21 protein-coding genes are annotated in these 19009 nt (G+C 40.6%); 6 read left to right on the top strand and 15 right to left on the bottom strand.

The features are described from left to right. Positions 1-128: 128 nt before the first annotated feature. The 7 genes from MKY83_RS09140 to MKY83_RS09110 all read right to left on the bottom strand — a co-directional run bounded on the left by MKY83_RS09140 (position 129) and on the right by MKY83_RS09110 (position 7031). On the bottom strand, positions 129-851 hold the full coding sequence (locus tag MKY83_RS09140; protein WP_065097353.1) for a lactate utilization protein C: 723 nt from the start codon (positions 849-851) through the stop codon (positions 129-131). Continuing rightward, positions 851-2269, bottom strand: a complete 1419-nt coding sequence (locus MKY83_RS09135) for a LutB/LldF family L-lactate oxidation iron-sulfur protein (protein ID WP_065097352.1) — start codon at positions 2267-2269, stop codon at positions 851-853. The genes MKY83_RS09140 and MKY83_RS09135 overlap by 1 nt, the downstream gene beginning before the upstream one ends. 21 nt (positions 2270-2290) lie before the next feature. Next, positions 2291-3007: a (Fe-S)-binding protein gene (locus tag MKY83_RS09130; protein WP_342488586.1), complete on the bottom strand. Its 717-nt coding sequence runs from the start codon at positions 3005-3007 to the stop codon at positions 2291-2293. A gap of 241 nt (positions 3008-3248) precedes the next feature. Next, positions 3249-4844 (bottom strand): M48 family metallopeptidase, encoded by a 1596-nt coding sequence (locus MKY83_RS09125; protein WP_342488585.1) that lies wholly within the window; start codon positions 4842-4844, stop codon positions 3249-3251. Positions 4845-5112: 268 nt separating this feature from the next. Next, complete coding sequence (locus MKY83_RS09120; RefSeq protein ID WP_319610560.1) at positions 5113-5964, bottom strand: SDR family oxidoreductase; 852 nt, start codon at positions 5962-5964, stop codon at positions 5113-5115. Between the two features lie 131 nt (positions 5965-6095). Next, entirely contained in the window at positions 6096-6509 is a 414-nt protein-coding gene (locus MKY83_RS09115) for an Rrf2 family transcriptional regulator (RefSeq protein ID WP_065097348.1), read from the bottom strand. A gap of 48 nt (positions 6510-6557) precedes the next feature. Then, positions 6558-7031, bottom strand: a complete 474-nt coding sequence (locus tag MKY83_RS09110; protein WP_081277103.1) for a VOC family protein — start codon at positions 7029-7031, stop codon at positions 6558-6560. A 160-nt stretch (positions 7032-7191) separates the two neighbouring features. Here MKY83_RS09110 and MKY83_RS09105 point away from each other — a divergent pair, with 160 nt between their 5' ends. Then, complete coding sequence (locus MKY83_RS09105; protein ID WP_044141422.1) at positions 7192-7635, top strand: DUF2188 domain-containing protein; 444 nt, start codon at positions 7192-7194, stop codon at positions 7633-7635. A 143-nt stretch (positions 7636-7778) separates the two neighbouring features. On the opposite strand, the gene MKY83_RS09100 is transcribed toward MKY83_RS09105, so the two are convergent. Further along, positions 7779-8627 (bottom strand): Ku protein, encoded by an 849-nt coding sequence (locus MKY83_RS09100; protein WP_065097347.1) that lies wholly within the window; start codon positions 8625-8627, stop codon positions 7779-7781. 116 nt (positions 8628-8743) lie between these two features. On the opposite strand from MKY83_RS09100, the gene MKY83_RS09095 reads away from it, so the two are divergent. Together MKY83_RS09095 and MKY83_RS09090 are read left to right on the top strand one after the other, a co-directional pair. Further along, positions 8744-10609 (top strand): DNA ligase D, encoded by a 1866-nt coding sequence (locus tag MKY83_RS09095; RefSeq protein WP_319610558.1) that lies wholly within the window; start codon positions 8744-8746, stop codon positions 10607-10609. A gap of 34 nt (positions 10610-10643) precedes the next feature. Beyond that, a complete protein-coding gene (locus MKY83_RS09090; RefSeq protein WP_065097345.1) occupies positions 10644-11339 on the top strand; it encodes a YoaK family protein in 696 nt (231 codons plus the stop codon). Positions 11340-11379: 40 nt separating this feature from the next. Here the strand turns inward: MKY83_RS09090 and MKY83_RS09085 are convergent, their stop codons facing one another. The 5 genes from MKY83_RS09085 to MKY83_RS09065 all read right to left on the bottom strand — a co-directional run bounded on the left by MKY83_RS09085 (position 11380) and on the right by MKY83_RS09065 (position 15223). Beyond that, complete coding sequence (locus MKY83_RS09085; RefSeq protein ID WP_044141425.1) at positions 11380-11598, bottom strand: hypothetical protein; 219 nt, start codon at positions 11596-11598, stop codon at positions 11380-11382. Positions 11599-12054: 456 nt separating this feature from the next. Continuing rightward, positions 12055-13167 (bottom strand): tetratricopeptide repeat protein, encoded by a 1113-nt coding sequence (locus tag MKY83_RS09080; protein WP_065097344.1) that lies wholly within the window; start codon positions 13165-13167, stop codon positions 12055-12057. 171 nt (positions 13168-13338) lie between these two features. Then, positions 13339-14073: a hypothetical protein gene (locus MKY83_RS09075; RefSeq protein WP_342488584.1), complete on the bottom strand. Its 735-nt coding sequence runs from the start codon at positions 14071-14073 to the stop codon at positions 13339-13341. Positions 14074-14150: 77 nt separating this feature from the next. Then, entirely contained in the window at positions 14151-14495 is a 345-nt protein-coding gene (locus MKY83_RS09070) for an S-Ena type endospore appendage (protein WP_044141644.1), read from the bottom strand. A gap of 74 nt (positions 14496-14569) precedes the next feature. Beyond that, a complete protein-coding gene (locus MKY83_RS09065) occupies positions 14570-15223 on the bottom strand; it encodes a CotZ-related putative spore coat protein (RefSeq protein ID WP_065097342.1) in 654 nt (217 codons plus the stop codon). A gap of 446 nt (positions 15224-15669) precedes the next feature. Here MKY83_RS09065 and MKY83_RS09060 point away from each other — a divergent pair, with 446 nt between their 5' ends. Both MKY83_RS09060 and MKY83_RS09055 read left to right on the top strand, forming a co-directional pair. Then, positions 15670-15915 (top strand): hypothetical protein, encoded by a 246-nt coding sequence (locus MKY83_RS09060; protein WP_034660753.1) that lies wholly within the window; start codon positions 15670-15672, stop codon positions 15913-15915. Between the two features lie 482 nt (positions 15916-16397). Further along, positions 16398-16769: an iron chaperone gene (locus tag MKY83_RS09055; protein ID WP_003212353.1), complete on the top strand. Its 372-nt coding sequence runs from the start codon at positions 16398-16400 to the stop codon at positions 16767-16769. A gap of 52 nt (positions 16770-16821) precedes the next feature. Here MKY83_RS09055 and MKY83_RS09050 read toward each other — a convergent pair whose 3' ends face one another. Continuing rightward, positions 16822-17403, bottom strand: a complete 582-nt coding sequence (locus MKY83_RS09050) for an undecaprenyl-diphosphatase (RefSeq protein WP_342488583.1) — start codon at positions 17401-17403, stop codon at positions 16822-16824. 138 nt (positions 17404-17541) lie between these two features. Continuing rightward, positions 17542-18084: a GNAT family N-acetyltransferase gene (locus tag MKY83_RS09045; protein ID WP_065097341.1), complete on the bottom strand. Its 543-nt coding sequence runs from the start codon at positions 18082-18084 to the stop codon at positions 17542-17544. Between the two features lie 200 nt (positions 18085-18284). Between MKY83_RS09045 and MKY83_RS09040 the strand changes: the two genes are divergently transcribed. Then, positions 18285-18746: a macro domain-containing protein gene (locus MKY83_RS09040; protein ID WP_342488582.1), complete on the top strand. Its 462-nt coding sequence runs from the start codon at positions 18285-18287 to the stop codon at positions 18744-18746. The last annotated feature ends 263 nt before the right edge of the window (positions 18747-19009 follow it).

Below are 19009 nucleotides of genomic sequence, written 5' to 3'. Positions count from 1 at the left end.
CATCAGCAGTAGATGAGAAGTTCATCTTGTATGTCGTCATCTTACTATGTCCAATCCGCTAGAGGCAAGATGATTTTAAAACTTGTGTGAGCTTTTTTGCATGAAAAAAGGCTTTCATCTCGAAAGCCCTACTCATCATCTATCAATAGATAAACGGCCCGAACTGGACCATGAACACCTACCACTAAATTCATCTCAATATCCGCAGAGTTACTCGGACCTGATATGAAATGAATCGCACCTTTCGCCTGCTCTCCCTCTTCTACCGAGCGATTAAGAGCCGAAACAGCTTGAATCATCCGCGGAACCACCGTGCTTTTTTCGATACACACGATATACATCATCGGTAAAAAATGGAGCGCTCTTCCTTGGCCCTGATGGGATGAAAGGACAACTGTCCCTGATTCTGCTAAAGTGTAATCACTGAATACAACCGAATACGCCGCTTGTTCTGCCAGCCTGATATTTTCTTCCCTTGAAGCCTCAGCATTCCAGCTGGTGACTGCGAATCCTTCGTGCTGCAAGCTGTCAAACATCGGATAAAATCCATATTGTTCAAAACGATGATCGCCCGATGTCATCACAGAACCCTCTCCATACTCTGTCATCAATGATCGTAATACAGAGGGCGCTTCCTGTGGTGTTGTTTCGACCACTCTTGTGTGAATTCGTTGACATTGCTTCTTCAGTTGCTCGACTAGTTCTTCTTTAGACAAAAGTCCGTTTGTTTCCCACTGAACTTGATGCTTCCAAGCTGGACGCTGAATAGATGCAGACGGGGAGGAATCCTTCCCTAATTGCTTACGGATATGAGCTAAAAACGACTCTCGGTGAGAAATGGTTCCCTTCATCACTGCTCCTCCTTCTGTCTCTTTTTAAACCAATCCCTGAATCTTTCTTTACTTGGAGCTGGCAGGTCACGAATATCTGTCCAATTCTTTAAAGGACCTATTCCTTTTGAAATCTGTCCGTTTGAAGCCATACGATTCATCAATACAGGAGCTGCTTTTGTTCCGAATTGATACATCCCGGGAGTCGATGCGCCCATTCCGAACATTTTCATCGCCATCATTTCAGCTTTAGGCGCTCTCCCCTCTTTTTCAACGATGACTTGTCGATGTTTTATTAATAACTCGTGAAGCGGGATCTTTACTGGACAAGCATCTGTGCAGGCCGCGCAAAGACTAGATGCAAAGGGGAGCTCTTGGTAGTCATCATAGCCGCCAAGAAGCGGCGATAAAACAGCACCAATTGGCCCCGGGTAAATCGATCCGTATGAATGTCCGCCCACATGCCGGTAAACTGGGCACACATTGATGCAGGCTGCGCACCGGATACATTGGAGAACAGGCTGAAAGGCAGTACCTAATATATTGGACCGCCCGTTGTCCACAATGACCAAGTGAAATTCTTCTGGTCCATCCACTTCTTCTCCTTTTGGTCCGACGACAGAAATATAACTCGTTAATTTCTGACCGACTGCACTTCTGCACAAAAGACCAACGAGGACATCTAGTTCCTCCATCGTTGGAACAATCCGTTCCATGCCCATAACGGCGATATGTGTCTTCGGTATAGCCGTAACAAGATCGGCATTCCCTTCATTTGTCACAAGGCAAATGGAACCTGTATTGGCGACAGCAAAATTACAACCGGTGACACCAATATCTGCTTCGAGGAACTTTTCACGTAAGATGGCTCTCACAAAACTCGTCATATCTTCAGGTGTCTCTGACATCTCATATCCGAGCTTTTCGTGAAAGACTTCTCGTATTTGTTCTTTCGTCATATGAAGAGCAGGTGCCACAATATGTGAAGGAGGTTCATGATCATTTACTTGCAGAATATACTCACCAAGATCGCTTTCCACCACGTCACAGCCGATCTCTTCAAGCGCTTGATTCATTTCAATTTCTTCTGTGACCATTGATTTTGATTTAACGATCTTTTTGGCCGCCTTTTTCTGTGCCACATGTTGAATATACGCCGATGCTTCTTCCTTTGTTTTTGCAAAAAAGACATGTCCCCCGCGTGCACTAACGCTTTCACTTAGTTGGTATAAGTAGTCATCGAGATGCTTCAGCGTATGCTGCCTGATTTCCTCGCCAAGTTCTCGCCACTTTTCCCAGTTGCCAAGCTCTTCGCTCGCAGATAGCCGCCTTTCATACAGGCGTTCCTGCGCTGAGGAAACAGCCCCTCTCATGACCGTATCTTCTAATCCTTCCCCGATTCGTTCTTTAAAGGCCTTCTCTCCAATTTTCATACTCATGTGCCGTTCCCCCTCTTAAAGTCAGCGGCTATTTAATACCTCTGCGATATGCATCACTTGAATGGGTTTATCAAGACGATTCAGTCTCCCGCCAATATTGAGCAGGCAGCCGCAGTCAGCACCAATGATGTATTCGGCGTCTGTCTCCTCTATGCTTTGGACTTTCTCATCGACCATTTGTTCAGAAATAGGTGTCATTTTTATTGAAAAGGTTCCTCCAAATCCGCAGCAATTTTCTGCGCGCGGCAATGGTGTCATCGTCAAATCTTTGACATTTGACAACAGTGTGAAAGGGGCTTCCTTAATTCGCAGCAGTCTCGTCATATGACAGGATGTGTGATAGGTTGCGTTTCCTTTCAGGCTCGCCCCTACATCTGTGACGTGTAATATATCAACAATAAACTCTGTTAATTCATATGTTTTCTCAGCAAGTGCCTCAGCTTTTGCTGACCACACTGGATCTTCTTTTAAAAATTGAGGATATTCTAAAAACATCGCCTTACAAGAACCTGACGGTGTCACGACATATTCAGCTGATTCAAAGGCTTTGATCATGTTTTTTGCTACTTTAATGGTTTCTTTTGTATAGCCGCTGTTAAAGGCTGGCTGCCCGCAGCACACTTGTGCCTCTGGAAATTCCACTTCTACACCGAGCCTTTCTAATACTTCCACTGTGGCCTTTCCTACATTTGGCTGGATGGTGTCAATTAAACAGGTAACGAATAAATGAACTTTCATCGGCGAACTTCCTTTCTTTGCTGCAATTTGATTCATCAATTTGGTCATCTGATGACGAAATAACAGACCTTATTTTCATTTTAATCCCAACTTTCTGAAATTTCAACGAAGTGATTTGTCTAAATTTGGACATTATGGCTCGTGTGGATGAATGAAAAAAACGCCCTTTTGATAGGACGTTTTTCATATGTTTATTTTGAAATCATTTCATGAATTCTTTCTTTGATAGGTGTGAGGTGGCCTAATTTTTCTTTATGTTCTCAATTCTTTTTTCGAAAGAGGGGTGACTTTCACGCCATTCAGACTTTCTTCCATAATCTCCATCTTCTTCTTCAATAAGATTGCTTAATTTAATCAAAGTATTGAGGTACAATGTTTTATTCTCAAGATGGGAAACAGCAAAGTTATCAGCTTGAATTTCAAACAACCGGCTGATTTTCTTTGGCAGCCATTCCGTTATGAAAACCATGAGAATTATTCCTATTGGGAAAATAAGAACATATTGCCACCATCCGTTAGCAAGCATAACCTGTCTAGCGTAATACATACTGATGCCCATAAGGAATGTTACGATCAAAGTTAGGTACAAGGTATAATGTGCGTGTTTTAACTTCGCATGTCCCATTTCATGATATAGGATAGCACGAATTTCATCTTTTTCAAACTTATCTAACAACCCTTCTGTTACATACACATCGACTCTTCTTTTAAATGGAAGTTTAAAAGAATATATCCATGCATTCACATCCTGTTTAGAGTCTTTTTTCACCCAAATATTCACTTTTTGGTTTGTCTTATTCTCAATATCCTTGCGAATATTCATGAATGCTTCCGTATTTAAAAGTTCATATTTGTTTATTATTTTTTGAATGATTGAGTAACCAAAAATAAATAATATGATTAGGGCGAAGTACCAGCCACAAAATAGAAAAAGGTTATCCATGATTTTCGCTTGAAATGACAAAGGAAGTAATAAATATGATCCGAAATATAGCAAAGATAATGTGGCAGCACCAAACAAAACAACTTGCTCCCTAACATTCATTAAGAACGAATTTCCTGACGCGCCTTCATGTTCTTCTAAATCTTCAGGCGTATCTTTTGTAGTATACTCAAATGAATAAGCTGTCAATAAAATTGACAGGAAACTAGGTACAAGTATAGAGAGAATAATGCTTAATACATAAGAGCCTGTTATTGATAGCACATATCCCATTAAGAAATAATAATTTAATCCCAAGGGAAGAAAAATGGCTAAAACAAAGGGAATAAATAATGTGAACAGGTTTTTCATAGATTCATGAAGATTAAAAAATAAAAATAACATAGCTGGAAAAAGGATTCCCATTAAGGTAATGAATATAATATATGTGGTATTATGCTTAAAACCTGTTTTGACCTTAGTAATTTCTGTTAGATTCGTTAGATTGTATTTAGAGAAAAAAGGATTTTGCGATACCTGTTCCATCTTAATTTTATCATCATGAATAAGTACAAAACCTCTTCTTAGAAAAACCGTTGCCTGATCTTTCATTAATTTGTCAGTTTCAATTGTGCTAATTCCATTCCTAGAGGGAATCTCCGTGAAATTTATTTGCTTTCCCCCCAATTGAAAGGCTGCTTCTGAACGATCTTTGGAGTGACCATCTTGATAGGTTAATAAAAAACCACCCTGATAAAGAGAATGAGAGATTAATACTTTTGGATTGTTATCTTTATTCGAATCAAGTAGAACAAATGGAGAAACAACTGCTGAACGGATACCAACTTCAATCAAAATGACTATTATTGTAATAATGCTTGCAATAAAATAAGAAAGTGAGGCTTTTCGTAACATTTCATCACCTGCTTATGGTTTAAAAAGGTTGCATATGTTAAGAAAGAGTGATAGCCATTATATACGTCCATTTTCCATAAGAACTTATTGAAAATCTAACCCTTATTATTAGCTTCCCTATGCTAGGGTACACTTTCTCAATTAAACAGGAAGAATAAACAAATAATAAGCCTAAATTCCATTTTAGTCCCAACTTCCTGAAATTTCAATGAAGTGCTCGTGTAGATTGAATGAAAAAACGCCCTTTTGATAGGACGTTTGAGAAAATTTATTTTGAAATCATTTCACGAATTTTTTCTTTGATAGGTGTTAAGGGGCGGCCTAATAAGGTTTTGAAATCATCGCTTTCAATGGCTAAGGCATCATCGCGAATTCCGCTTTGAATGGCTTTGACAAATGGCACAGCTTCTTTTGGTACACCATTAGAAGCTAAAAATTCCCCAAATGTGTCGACATCAATTTGCTCCACTTTGATCTCTTTTCCGCTCACTTCACTGACAATGCGAGCAAGTTCAGTATGCGTCCGAAGAGGTCCTGACAGTTCATATTTCTCCTTGTCATGTTTAGAAAGTGTTAACGCATTTGCGGCCGCTTCTGCGTAGTCATTTCTTGTTGCCCAGCCAACCTTGCCATCACCAATTGGACTTAAATATGGTGCGCCGCTAACGGCTGCTAGTATCGTATCTTTTTCATTTTCTACATACCAATTGTTTCTTAGAAACACATGAGGAATGCCAGAGGACACAATGGCTTCTTCAGTTTTTGCGTGGTCATGTGCAAGGACAAGCTGACTCTCTCTTGCATTCACAACGCTAGTATAAGCAATAAAAGATACACCAGCTGCTTTCGCCGCTTGGATGGCAGCCGTATGTTGCTGCACGCGGTCACCATCCGCAGTTGAAATGATCAAAAGGCGGTCAATGCCTTGAAAGGCTGCCTTAAGGGTGTCTGGCTGAGTAAAGTCTCCGTGGCGTACATCCACCCCAGCTTCCTTCAAATGTGCTGCCTTTTGCGGATTTCGAACACTCACCGCAATTTGTTCAGCTGGTACCTTTTTAAGTAAATGCTGGACGATGAGCGATCCAAGCTGTCCTGTTGCGCCTGTTACTAATAACTTCATAATGTTTGACCTCCTCATTTTGTGATTCACGGTGATGTTTTGGTACACCTTTACGTATCCGTTTATTCGTTATAACCATTTCGATTACAACAATTGGTGTAAAAAAAGCCCAAGTTCAGCCTGAGCTTCTTTTATTCTGACTCTGTCAACAATTGCTGGATGGTCACTTGTTTGAGGTGATTTTCAAGCGCCGCTTGAGCTTCTTTTAGTTCACTTCTCAGTCTTGTATCCATCGCTTGACCAATCGGACATGCGATGACTGGCTGATGGAAGTTAAACAATTCTTCATCCTCGCTTACATCGACAGCGCGGTACACATCTAACAGCGTGATGTCCTCTGCCGGTATTTTTAAATAAGCACCGCCTACTCCGCGGCGTATCTCAATGAGACCCGCCCGTTTGAGCATTGCCATCATTTTTCGAACAATGGCTGGATTTGAATTCACACTTTCTGCAATAAAATCCCCTGTACACTCTTTTTGAACACCTGCAATAAATGACAAAATATGAACAGCAATCGGATACCTGCTGCTAATTTGTTTCACAATCTTTCACCACCGTTGTAATCAATATAGTTACAATGAGTGGTTTTGTCAATCAATAAACGGATTTTTCTTTCGATCCCAGTCCTCATATGTCATGATATCGTAGTCTTCTCCTGTATCAAGCTCTAGCGGTGCAATGCATTCAAGCAGATTTCCATCTGGGTCAAGAAAATAGATCGCTGCATGAAATTGCGGCGGGTTATCTAGAACTAAAGGCTGCTTCTCTTCTGAAAAGCCGAACATTGGGTGAATGCCGATGCCTTTTTCAACCAGCCAATCCTTGATTTGTTCGATACTAGACGTTGTAATTTGAAAAGCAACGTGCCGGGTCGAAGGATGGTACGGGAAGTCATTGATATCTACTTTCCACAAGCCAAGCCAGCTCTTACCTTTCTCAATCCATAAAAAAGCAACTCGTTCATTTTCGTGAGCAAGTGTCAATTCCAATTTTTCATAAAACGCAATAGACGCCTTCAAGTCACTCACAGGTAAATGGGCTTCATACAAACCTTTTATCATCATCAAAATCACTCCTTTTCTACCTTCTATTCTGCGGGATTTAATGAAATTACACCTCAGCAAAACGATGTATTTTATCCCCTTCATTGGTTTGAGAAGAATGAGATGTTTGATCCATTGCAGATGGGGGAAGGTGTTCAAATAAAAGAAAGGAGCGTTTTTTATGCCTTGGACGATGAATGATTATCCGGCTTCATTTCAATCGTTAGATCACATCATTCGAAAAAAAGCGCTTGAGATTGCGAACAAAATGATACAGGAAGGCTATGACGAAAGTAGAGCCATCCCAATTGCGATCAGTCAAGCGAAAGAATGGAAAAAGAACGCAACGGAGAAAGAGATCGAGAATTTCTCAGCTCATGGTTCTGTCACGCCATCTAAAGACAGCAGCTCCGCAAGACCAGAGCTCATGGATCATGCGCAGCATGTCGTCAAACATGAAAAAGGCTGGGCGGTTCAAACAGAGAAAGCAAAACGAGTAAGTGAGATCAAAGAAACGAAACAAGAAGCAATTGACCGGGCAAAGGAGATTGCATCTAATAAAGGGACTTCTGTTGTTATCCATAGAAAAGATGGGAACATTCAGGACGTGTTAAAACCGCAATAAGATCGCCCGTAAGCAGTCTCAGCGTGTAGGCAAACCCTCGCATTCGTTGTCAGGTCTGCGCTCCGGTGCTCGTTCTTCCTAGACTTCAAAGGTTTTCTATCACGCTGAAAAGAAGAAAGAGCCCGCTCGAAAGCGGTCTTTTCTTATGCATTCTTTTCTTTTTTAGCTGGTGCTTTTCTTTTTTTAGGTGCTGCCTTTTTCGCTTTGGCTGGTTTTGATCGGTCGATTGAAGCCTGAAGAGCCGCCATTAAATCGGTCACATTGGATGCAGGATCTTTTTTACCTGTCGTTTCTGGCTGAACTGTATGTTCTCCAGATATTTTATCTCCAATTAAATTCATCAGCTGTTCTCTGTATTCATCCTGATAGGCAACTGGATCAAAAGTTGTGGTTAATTGCTCGATTAAAAGAAGCGCTGTATCTAACTCCTTTTTCACAATGTTTTCCTCTTGGGGGATATTCGGTACATCTGATACCTGTCTAATTTCATCAGGGAAATGAATGGTTTCCATCAGCAAAATATGTTCATAGCACCTAACAATTGCTAATTGCTCCTTTGAGCGAATCATAATCTTTGCCACACCAATTTTCCCCGATTCCTCTAAAGCTTTTCTTAATAATGAATAAGCCTTCGCTCCGCCGGTATCTGGTGATAAAAAGTAACTTCTTTCATAATAGATTGGATCAATCTCTTCTATTTTCACAAAATCAATGATTTCCACGGCTTTTTCTTCATTTTCTTTTCGCAGTTTTTCAAGCTCTTCCTCGTCTAATTCAATGAATTTATTTTTTGCATACTCGTACGCTTTTACAATTTGTTCTGGTGCCACCTCTTCCCCGCAGTTGGCACAAACCTTTTTATAGTTAATGGGCGTATGACACTCTTTATGCAGCTGTCTTAACTTAATATCTTTGTTCTCTGTAGCGGTAAACAGCTTCACTGGAATATTGACTAGTCCAAAGCTAATGCCGCCTTTCCAAACTGTATGCATCGCGTCGCCTCCGTTCTTTTCTCCTTACTATGCAATGTTTTCGTTAGACTTATGTATGTGAATGAAAATTTCATCCCACTCTAAGAACACATCATATGAGGAAGTGACATGCACAAATGAAACCTATGCGATTAACGGCTGCACATGATGTTCCTACCGGTGCAGACTGGGTGTATGAATTAAAATATGACGGCTTTCGAGTCATTCTGACGTGGGATCAAAACAAAATTCATTTAGAAAGCAGAGCCGGAAAACGATTAAACGAACAGTTTCCTGAGGTGATTGAACAGTGCGAACAATTAAGGGATCAATTTGCTCTTTTTTTACCTCTGACGTTTGACGGGGAATTGGTCTTTTTACTGGATGAACAGCAAAGCGATTTTGCGAGGGTTCAGCAAAGAGGCAGGCTGAAAAACAAAGAGGCTATAAAGCTGCAGGCTGAGCGGTTTCCATGTCATTTGATCGCATTTGATCTATTAAGATGCAAAGGGCAATCTCTAATTGATTTGCCGTTGATGGAAAGGAAAAAACAGTTACAGCAAGTTTTCAAAGTAGCAAAACTTCCGCCATCTGTACAGCTTGAGCACCCTTCCCTTCTTCAACTCATTCATACAGACACAAATCCTGAACATATGAAAAAGCTGATGACGACGTATTTAGCAGAAGGACTCGTCGCGAAAAAAGGGGCGAGTAAATGGCACGACAATACCCGGTCAAAAGAATGGTTGAAAATCAAAAACTGGCGATATGTCTCTGTCATTGTTACTCGTTTTGATAAAGAAAATGGCTACTTCCAAGGCTGTATTTATCAAGGTCATCATCTCACCGAGGTTGTCCAATTCAAGCATGGATTTTCTAAAGAAGAAGAACAAATGCTGCGTACGCTCTTTCAAACAAAAGGCAATCAAACAGGGGCATCAAGATATGAAATCCCACCTTCTATCGTCGCGAGCATTGCTTGTATCTCCTTTGATGGATCCGCCTTAAGAGAGCCGCGTTTTTCTTCCTTTTTACTAGATACTGATCCAGCGACGTGTACGTTTCAGCAAATGCTCAAACAGCTAAATCCGCTCCCTGCTGTGATTGACATCACTCATCCTGAAAAACCGATTGTGCCAGCTCTTCATCTGAACAAGGCAGATTACTTACTTTATTTGAGACAAGCAGCTCCCTATCTCTTGCCCTTTTTACGTGAAAGACGGCTGACTTTAATTCGGTTTCCTCATGGCGCCGGGGATGAATTCTTTTATCAAAAGTCGACACCTGATTATGCGCCAGATTATGTGTTGACCGATCAAGCTGATGATATTTCATACACTGTCTGTAATGACCCTCAGACGCTTCTTTGGCTCGGCAACCAGCTTGCAATGGAATTTCATATTCCCTTTGAAACAAGGGATACGAACCGGCCGGTCGAAATCGTCTTTGATTTAGACCCGCCGTCTGTTAACGAGTTTCATCTAGCGATAGAAGCTGCCAAGCGAATCAAAACGCTTTTAGACGGCCTCTTTCTCACAGCCTTTATTAAAACAAGCGGTGGTAAAGGACTGCAAGTGTATATTCCATTAAAGAAAAATGCCTTCACATACGAAGAAACGAGAACATTTACCGCGTTTATATGCCAATTTTTATGTGAACAAGCCCCTGAGCTATTTACTCTGGAACGTCTTAAGAAAAAACGCGGCAATCGCTTGTATTTAGACTATATTCAGCACGATGCTGGAAAAACAATCATTGCGCCCTATTCACCAAGAGGAAATGAGCTTGGACTTGTAGCGACACCGCTTGAATGGGACGAACTCCATCAAGATGGACTTCATCCTTCTTTGTTTACCATGCCAGCTGTGATAGAGCGTCTAAAGGAAAAAGGCGATCCATTCCGCCGCATGAGGCACCTTGTAAATGATGACACTTTCAGACAAGTTTTGCACCGGCTTGAGGACATTATCCCGGCACATAAGATGGACATACGCGGTCATTAAGCGTTACACTTACTCATTAGAGAGTAAGAAAGGGATGACCATTTTGACCGCACTTTCATTTCGAAATATAGCACTTATTTTCTTGTGCCTTGCAGCAGGTATTGTGGATGTGATTGGCTATTTGAGCTTAGGGCATGTATTTACAGCCAATATGACAGGTAATATTGTGCTGCTTGGCATTGCAGCAGGAAGCTCCTTGCAGCTTACGGCCCTTCATTCCATCACCGCACTGAGTGGATTTGTTTTAGGGGTTTTACTTGCTGTTGTGATAGGCGGAAAGAATGAGAAAACGTTTTGGCCAAAAGCCGTTACACGTATCTTTATCATAGAAGTCCTGATACTGCTTCTATTTGCTCTCATGACCATTTTCCCTTATACACAAGGTGCTTATTTTATGCTGATTATCCTTTTAAGTATGGCCATGGGCCTACAGACAGCGGCCGCCCGCAAATTAAATGTGGCTGGCATTTCCACAACGGTTCTAACGAATACACTCGCCAACCTATTTGAGGATTTGGCTCAGCGCATTTCACATCGGGAAAAAAGAAAAGCTCCCATTCAGCATGTCAGTTTCATGCGAATAGGCTCTATTGTCTTTTACTGCCTAGGTGCTGCTTTAGCGGCATACACTGATGCATACGATCCGTTTATCATCATTTGGCTGCCTATCTCTATCCTGGGAGTCATTGTGATAACTGCTGCATTTAAGCACTTTCATCAATTGAAATAGCCAATCGTTAGATGGCTATTTCAATCACTGTAATGAAACACTAATAACTTCTTACATAAAAACCAGGAGGACGCCCCATAATGAACGTGGAGCCATACGGATATCCAGAAAAAGTCCCGAATCCACCGTATCCAGGGAAACCGCCTAAACCAGAGAACACACCAGGGCTCACATAATACCCGCCAAAGCCGATATGAGGGCCCACTGCTCCTCCACTAAAACCGCCGCCGTGAAAGCCTCCATACACCCGTGGATCCATACAATCACCTACCTTCTAGATACACTTCATCTCATCATATGTATGACAAACGGAGCGGTGTTCACACTTTTTCTTTCAATTCTATGTACAATAGACCAATCTGATAAAATTTGAATGAAAAGTCCTGCAAAAAATTAAATTAAGCAAAGAAAGGTGACCTTTTTAACTTGTTGCTCTGCCCTATGTTTATTTAGAATAATGGGGCAGGTAACAAATTTGCACACCCCCTTTGTTGCGAATTCTTCTTATTAAACGCTCTTGTAGCGTTTAATAAGAAGAGCCTATTTAAACAAAAAACCCTTGCTGACGATCATCAACAAGGGCGAGATATGGATTAGTGATTAACCACCAATGATTTTTTCTGCTACTTCGAATGAACCCGCAACGTTTTGAGTTAGAACAGACGCAGCGATAGCTAAACCTACAACGAATAATACTTTTAATCCTGTTTTCATCTTAAATCAACCCCATTCTTTTCATATGTAAATCCGCTTCTAAACTTTTGTTCAAGTAAAAAACAGACTTCTCAAAAAGTGCTTGCTTTTCACAATATTTTGCCGCAAAATGTGAAAGCTCTTTTACTTCATGATATTCATTCTTCTCTTCTAACTTTCTTAATTTCTCATCAACTTGCTGAAATCTTTGTGGCGCATTCGTTAAGTAAAGATCATGTACGATGCCTATTTTGAGCTGAAACACTTCATGAGAAGCATCTTTTATTTTGGCATATGCAGCCTCTATATATTGGCTTGCACGCTGCTTTTCACCAATCACACAGAGTTCCCGGCTGATCAGATACGTAGAATGGAAAAAGAAATCTGAATCATAATACTCTTGATGGGACAGCGCTTTTTCAAGATGACGTATTGATTCTTTCGGTTTGTTCCAAAATGAATATAAAATAGCCACATTGTGGTGATGTTGAGCAAGCATAAAATCATCCTGCTCGCTTGTCAAAACCTCTTCCGCCAGACGATAATTCTCAAGAGCCTCTTCGTACCGGCCGATCTCTGTTAGATTCGCTGCAACGAGTGAGTATGAAAGTGCCGTTCTTCTTTCATACTGTTTGTGACGTTTATAGACGTGGAGGGCTTTGCGAATATAGCTTAATGAGAGCATAATATGACTAAGACGATAGTAAAGCCAAGCCACCTTAAAATCAAAATCAGCTCGTTCTATCTCACTTGGAATTTTATCTAAGAGCTTTTCAGCACTTTGATACATTTGCAATGCAACCTCGTAATTCCCTTGATGCTGCTCATACACACCCTCATAAAAATCGAAATAATAGGCAAGGCGGTTAGATAAGTCATCCTCTTTTTTCCCGTGAAGACCTTCTATACTTTTCGTTGAAACACTGCCCTTTTGACCTCTTAAATTGTACATGAGAATGTGATGCCTCTTTTCAAGAAGAGAATAGTACATAAGGATGTCCGCATCGTCAATTTCCTCTACTGCTTGTTTCGCTTTAGCAAATAGCCGTTCTGCCTCATCTGCATGATCTTTTTTGATTTCCATGTTCCAGTCATTTAATAGTGATGCCAATTCCGCAACAGGAACTTTGCTCATTCTACACCCCCAATCACCTTCAGCTACATGACATGATTTCACTAAATATGGAACTTCTATTAGCAATTGCTAATTAGTCCATTTGAGATCATTTTAATATGAATCACTTGAATCTTCAATAACCGTTTCCTTTGAAAAAATGAAAAAAGCCCTTTTTGGGGGCTTTTTTCATTATTCTAATCGTATGATGGTAAGTGCCGCTCCAACAGACCCTCCCCCAAGTAACACCACTGTTGCGACTAAACCGAAAATTTGGAGAGAAATTTGGTTACCTGCTGCAAGTGTTGTAATGAGAGATACGTTGTAGGTAGATACTGATAAAGCGGGTGTTAATATAGAACCAGGAATGGCAGATCCGCTGTTAATCAGCCTTGTTCCAGCAAGCAGCGCTGCACTTGTGTTCACTTGATATGTGATGAAATAGCGACCTGAGACAGGCACTGTAAAAATCGTATTTCCACCACTTGCCGTAAAGCCATCTAAACTCTGATTATTAGGCAAAGAAACCGCTGCCCCGCCTAAGACAACAAGCACTGTACTTCCCGACGTATTAGACGCGTACATTGAGTTAGCGGTTACAATTGGGCCGGTTGGGCCGGTTGGGCCGGTTGATCCGGTCAGGCCGGTTACTCCCGTTGGACCTGTTATTCCGGTTGCGCCGGTTACTCCAGTTGAGCCTGATGAACCTGTTACTCCGGTCGGGCCTGTTACACCCGTTGGGCCCGTTGATCCGGTCAGGCCGGTTACGCCCGTTGGACCCGTTGACCCGGTTGCGCCGGTTACTCCAGTTGAGCCCGTTGGACCTGTTGATCCGGTCAGGCCGGTTACGCCCGTTGGGCCCGTTGACCCGGTTGCGCCGGTTACTCCAGTTGAGCCCGTTGATCCGGTCGGGCCGGTCGGACCCATTATTCCTCCACACATATTAAGCTGGGCACACATGCCTCTCACTTCTTTCAAACTGTGGAATCTTCAAGACATACACACTAATACTGATAATTGAGAGAAAAAGAAACGACAATACTTCCAGTCGAGGTCCCACCAGTAGCTACAATCCCAATGGAGTTAAGATCACTTAGCGTAATGGATCGACTCTCTCCTGGGGGTACAGTGAAATCTGGAACAGCCGCACCGTTGACCTCTAATGTCACAGTTGGAGCTACAGCCACGATTCCGTTGTTTTCCACCATAATGGTCCCGTTTATGACAAATGGTGTTCCATCCGTCCAGACGATAACTGGATCCGCTGCTGCTGCTAAATCGACTGTGAAGCATACCGCATCATTCACAAAACCTGTTTGCTCATTACTACACCCGCCTAAAATAGCCATTTTAACCCTCCTTTAACCTATTCTTGATAGACTATGATCTAGTGATCTACGAAGATTGTGCGATTACCCCAGACTCAAAGCCTTATTTTTTTCCTTTGTACCATGTTCAATTGAATATCTAAGCGTGCTTGCACCTTTTCAGCGGTTTGATGATTTAAAATCAACATCATATCTTTTACAGTAATCGATCGACTTTCTCCTTTTTGAACACATATATCATGACATGCTTTTTTCGTTTGAATCGTGATAGAAACTGGCACATCTTGATCATCACGATGATGCAAAACCACTGTTGCTGCATTTGGTAATTTTGTTCCATTCCGCCAGATTTCAACCGCACTGGGCGATGTTGAAAAATCAAGAAGGAGGTGGTGAGGCTCTATGTTCTTTAAAATGAACGCATCATAGACTGGCAATTCTGTTTCAATCATTCCGCATAAAAAAGAAAGATCAACAAGGATCTTTGAACTGGATCGATATAAAACTTTCTGACAGCACGTCGATCGCATGCAGCACGGAACAAGAAGCTCTAACACCACACAATTCTGTTCTTCATTGATGGAAATCAAAGAAAAATAGCAAGTCTTAAACACACTTCTTTCAAAGAACACCCATGAGTAGAAAGGTTCCCCATCTTCCATGATGAGCAAAAAAGGAGAACTTATTGAACGTTTGTGAGTAAAGCCTTCATTTTTTGTTTGATTATTGATCTCTTTCAGTTTACTCATCAACAGGTTTGTCACTTTCCATCAGCCCAATTCAATGCTGTATACAAATCCATATGGTCTTTTATCATATGTGTCTTTGACTATTTTGTGCAATTCGCCTAAAGATTAGGGACTGGAAAAGTCACCAGGGAACTAACCGCAAAATGTACTGAACGAAAAGTTACTTAGAAGTTGTCATTTTCCTATTGAATCTTGGGATATTACGCCGGTTTTCTGTCATGCTCCGCCAAAAACGATGCCAGCTATTCCTAAATAAAAAGCCAAATTAATACGCCTATAAAGGAGTTAAAAGGTTATTCATAAATTGTGAAAATGATCACCTTATAAAAATAGGTAAATTTAAGGTATTTTTACAAATTTCGACACAAAATACTCTTTCTCTTTGATACTATTGAATCAACCTATTTACAAATAATAGGTAAATTACTATTAAGGAGTTGTTTTGTTTGAAAAAATCAACATTAAAAAAAGCTGTATTATCTATCGCCTTTTCAGCAACCATGTTATTTTCTATGAATACTGCAAGTGCTGCTCCGTTAGAGTGGGTCAGAGATGCTTATCCTGATCAGTGGGACTACGTATTAATTAAACAAAATGGGGTCAGTTACACTCAAGTTTGGACAAGTAGCAACAGTTATTTCCTTGTGAAATGCGAAGTATTATCTAACGGAAAATGCTTTGTTTCAAAATAAAACTTTCACAAAACGACTTCCAATTTCGGGGTCGTTTTTTACTATAAACGGGAGCTTTATATAAAACCTCATTGAGAGCGTAAGATAGGTTTAGGTAAGGCTTTTTTAAACATGTATACAATCTTTCACTCATACTGATTTCATTTTTTATCTTTTAATGGTTAGTTTGAAGATCATCTCTTCCTTTTGATTTTTCTTTACAATACCCCTATTAGCATTTTACTATAAATCATATGGTCAATTAACTTCCGCGCCTCAGTAGCTCTAGAAGGGAAGAGCGCCGTAAAACAAATTGTAGCTGGCGGGTCGCAAGGCAAGGGTTTCAGAAGCACCGAAAAGCACACTAGCTGAGACAGGCGAAATTCCTGTTGGTGAAATTCCGTAGGGAAGCGTGTTGCCCCTAGCCTATGCTTACGAAAGGAGTGCGGGTTCGAATCCCGTCTGAGGCTTATGAGGTCGATGAAATTGGAGGATAAAACATCATGCATGTGTTTGAAGAATATGTTGGCAATATCGGTAATCCAGAGCTGAAGCAGCGCACGCAAGACATTTTACAATGGATATTAGACACATTCCCTCAATTAGAGCCAAAAATTGCTTGGAATCAGCCCATGTTCACGGACCATGGCACATTTATTATTGGGTTTAGTGTGGCAAAACATCACATTTCTGTCGCACCAGAAGGTAAAGGAATTGATCACTTTTCAGCTGACATTGTACAAGCGGGTTACGATCATGGAAAAAAGATGTTTCGCATGAAGGAAAGCTTGCCAGTTGATTATCCTCTCCTAAAGAAAATCATCGAATTTAATATCGAAGACAAGGCGGATTGTTCAACGTTTTGGCGAAAATAAAAAGTACCCCGATCTGAGCCATTAACAGATCGGGGCATTTTGCTGCAACATGTTATTTTGTTCTCTTCCTTACAATTTTCTGCTCAAGCCACTCATAACATGACAAAATGGCATTCACGCTCCTTTGGCATATCGGCAAATAGACAACAGCGACCGCTGTTAAACTCGCTATGACAGCACCTGCTAAGACATCAAATGGATAATGGACACCTACCCAAATCCTTGAAAAACCAACAGCGCACGCTATGATCAGCCAATAAACATGGCGTTTGTGAAAAAGCCAAAAGATCAGACATATAGAAAAAATAAAGATGGTATGATCACTCGGAAAAGAGTTATTCACTTCCTTTTGAATCAAAAGATTGACATGACTCATTTCGGCAAAGGGCTGCTGGTTGTAATAAAAAATTCCTGCGATTTTCCCCATTAACTCTGCCAATATGAAAGTAAGTCCGGCAGATACAACCATCCCCCTATTGGTTCTACTTCGATTTTGAAACCATATGAACAGACACGTGAGCGCTGCTAACAGCACAGTATATTCAGCTAGTCCAATGAATATCGGATTCAAATAACCATGATCGATACTGAGCTGATTCACCCACCTAAATAAATCTTCATTATATCCCTGCATCTCATTTCATTCCTTTTCCTCGATTTATGACAAGGATAATTGAAATAAGATGACTCTTCCATCGATTGAACGAACAAACCATGGAACCATATGACATGTTTGTCACTTTGCTGTCACTGACATCATTTACTTACTGCTCTATAGAGAATGACGCTGCTCCCATTCCTTTTTTAGTAAAGCATATTGGTACGTGTTTTCATATTTAGGGGTGCCATCCTCATATGTAGTAAATGAAATAAACTCAAGAAAAAGGCCTTCTCTCCGCATGCCTAATCGCTCACATAATGCCTGCGAACGGACATTATCATCTTCTACATAGGCATAAAGCCGCCTTGCTCCCTTTTCTACAAATAAATAGGACAAAAATGCTTCAGCACTCTCTCGTGCATACCCCTTTCCTTCATATGCTTCATTGAAATTCCAGCCGATTGAATACGTATCAGGCTCCTCTTTTAAATGAAACAACTCACCGATAATCTGTTGGTTTTCTTTCAAACAAACCGCTACATATGAATGGTCTTTTTTTCTCTTTTGCACTATAGCCAAAGCTTCTTCTAATGAAGAAATTCGATCAGCGAGAAAACAATTTACTCTTGGATTAGACAAGTACTCAAGCATCCCTGCCGCATCTTCATTGCAAAACGGTCTAAGAATTAAACGATTCGTTTCTAATTGATTCATAAATAACTCCTCTTTGCATCATTTCGTATTTTCTAGTCTCTCCATATTTTAGATGACATGAACAAGCTTTGACAATCAAGTTGTTGTAAACTGTCTTCAATAAATGAAACTCATAAAAAGCATTTTGCTATTAAATCATTTGATTAAAACTGATAAAATAGAACATAAGTTTCTATTTTATGAAAAAGGGGTTACACGATATGATCAAAACAGTGGATGGCAACATTTTAGAGGCAAGTGAAGACATCATCTGTCACCAGGTGAACTGTAAAGGGGTCATGGGTGCTGGATTAGCCAAACAAATCAAAAGCAAATATCCCAATGTGCACAAAGAGTATAAACAATTATGTACAGAACATGGAGATGACTTGTTAAGCTCCGTTCAACTCATCACAACTAATGACGGAAAAACAATTGCCAACTTATTTGCTCAAACTGGGTATGGAAGAAAAAGAATGCAAACGGATTACGATGCCTTACGTAGCTGCTTACAAAGCCTAAAAGACACAGTAACCCATTCACATGAAAAGAAAAACCATACTTCCATCGCCATTCCCTACGGGATCGGCTGCGGACTGGCGGGCGGCGATTGGGCGATTGTGGAAGACATGATTGAAGAGGTGCTTAGTGATTGTGAAGTGACGGTTTATCGGTTTAAATAAAGTGAAAAGAAAGATTTAATTAGAAAAGAATATTGTGTTTTTCGATATTTTTGCTTTCGTGAATCGGTTTCTTTGACATGCTAATCAATACACAGTTGATTCCATATGTATTGATTTTTATTTTATTGCTAAGTGTGTCTGTTTTGTTATTGATTAATAGGGGGCATTATTGAATAAGAGCACCATTTCTGCTTGGAATGATGCTCTCAATATGTTCTCTAGTCTTTATTTCTTTAATCTATCAAAACGAATTTTATAACATC

Source organism: Bacillus sp. FSL M8-0266 (genome assembly GCF_038613425.1).
Lineage (GTDB): Bacteria > Bacillota > Bacilli > Bacillales > Bacillaceae > Bacillus > Bacillus pumilus.
The sequence above is the reverse complement of the archived record's forward strand: the minus strand, read 5'-3'. Positions and strand labels throughout refer to the sequence as shown.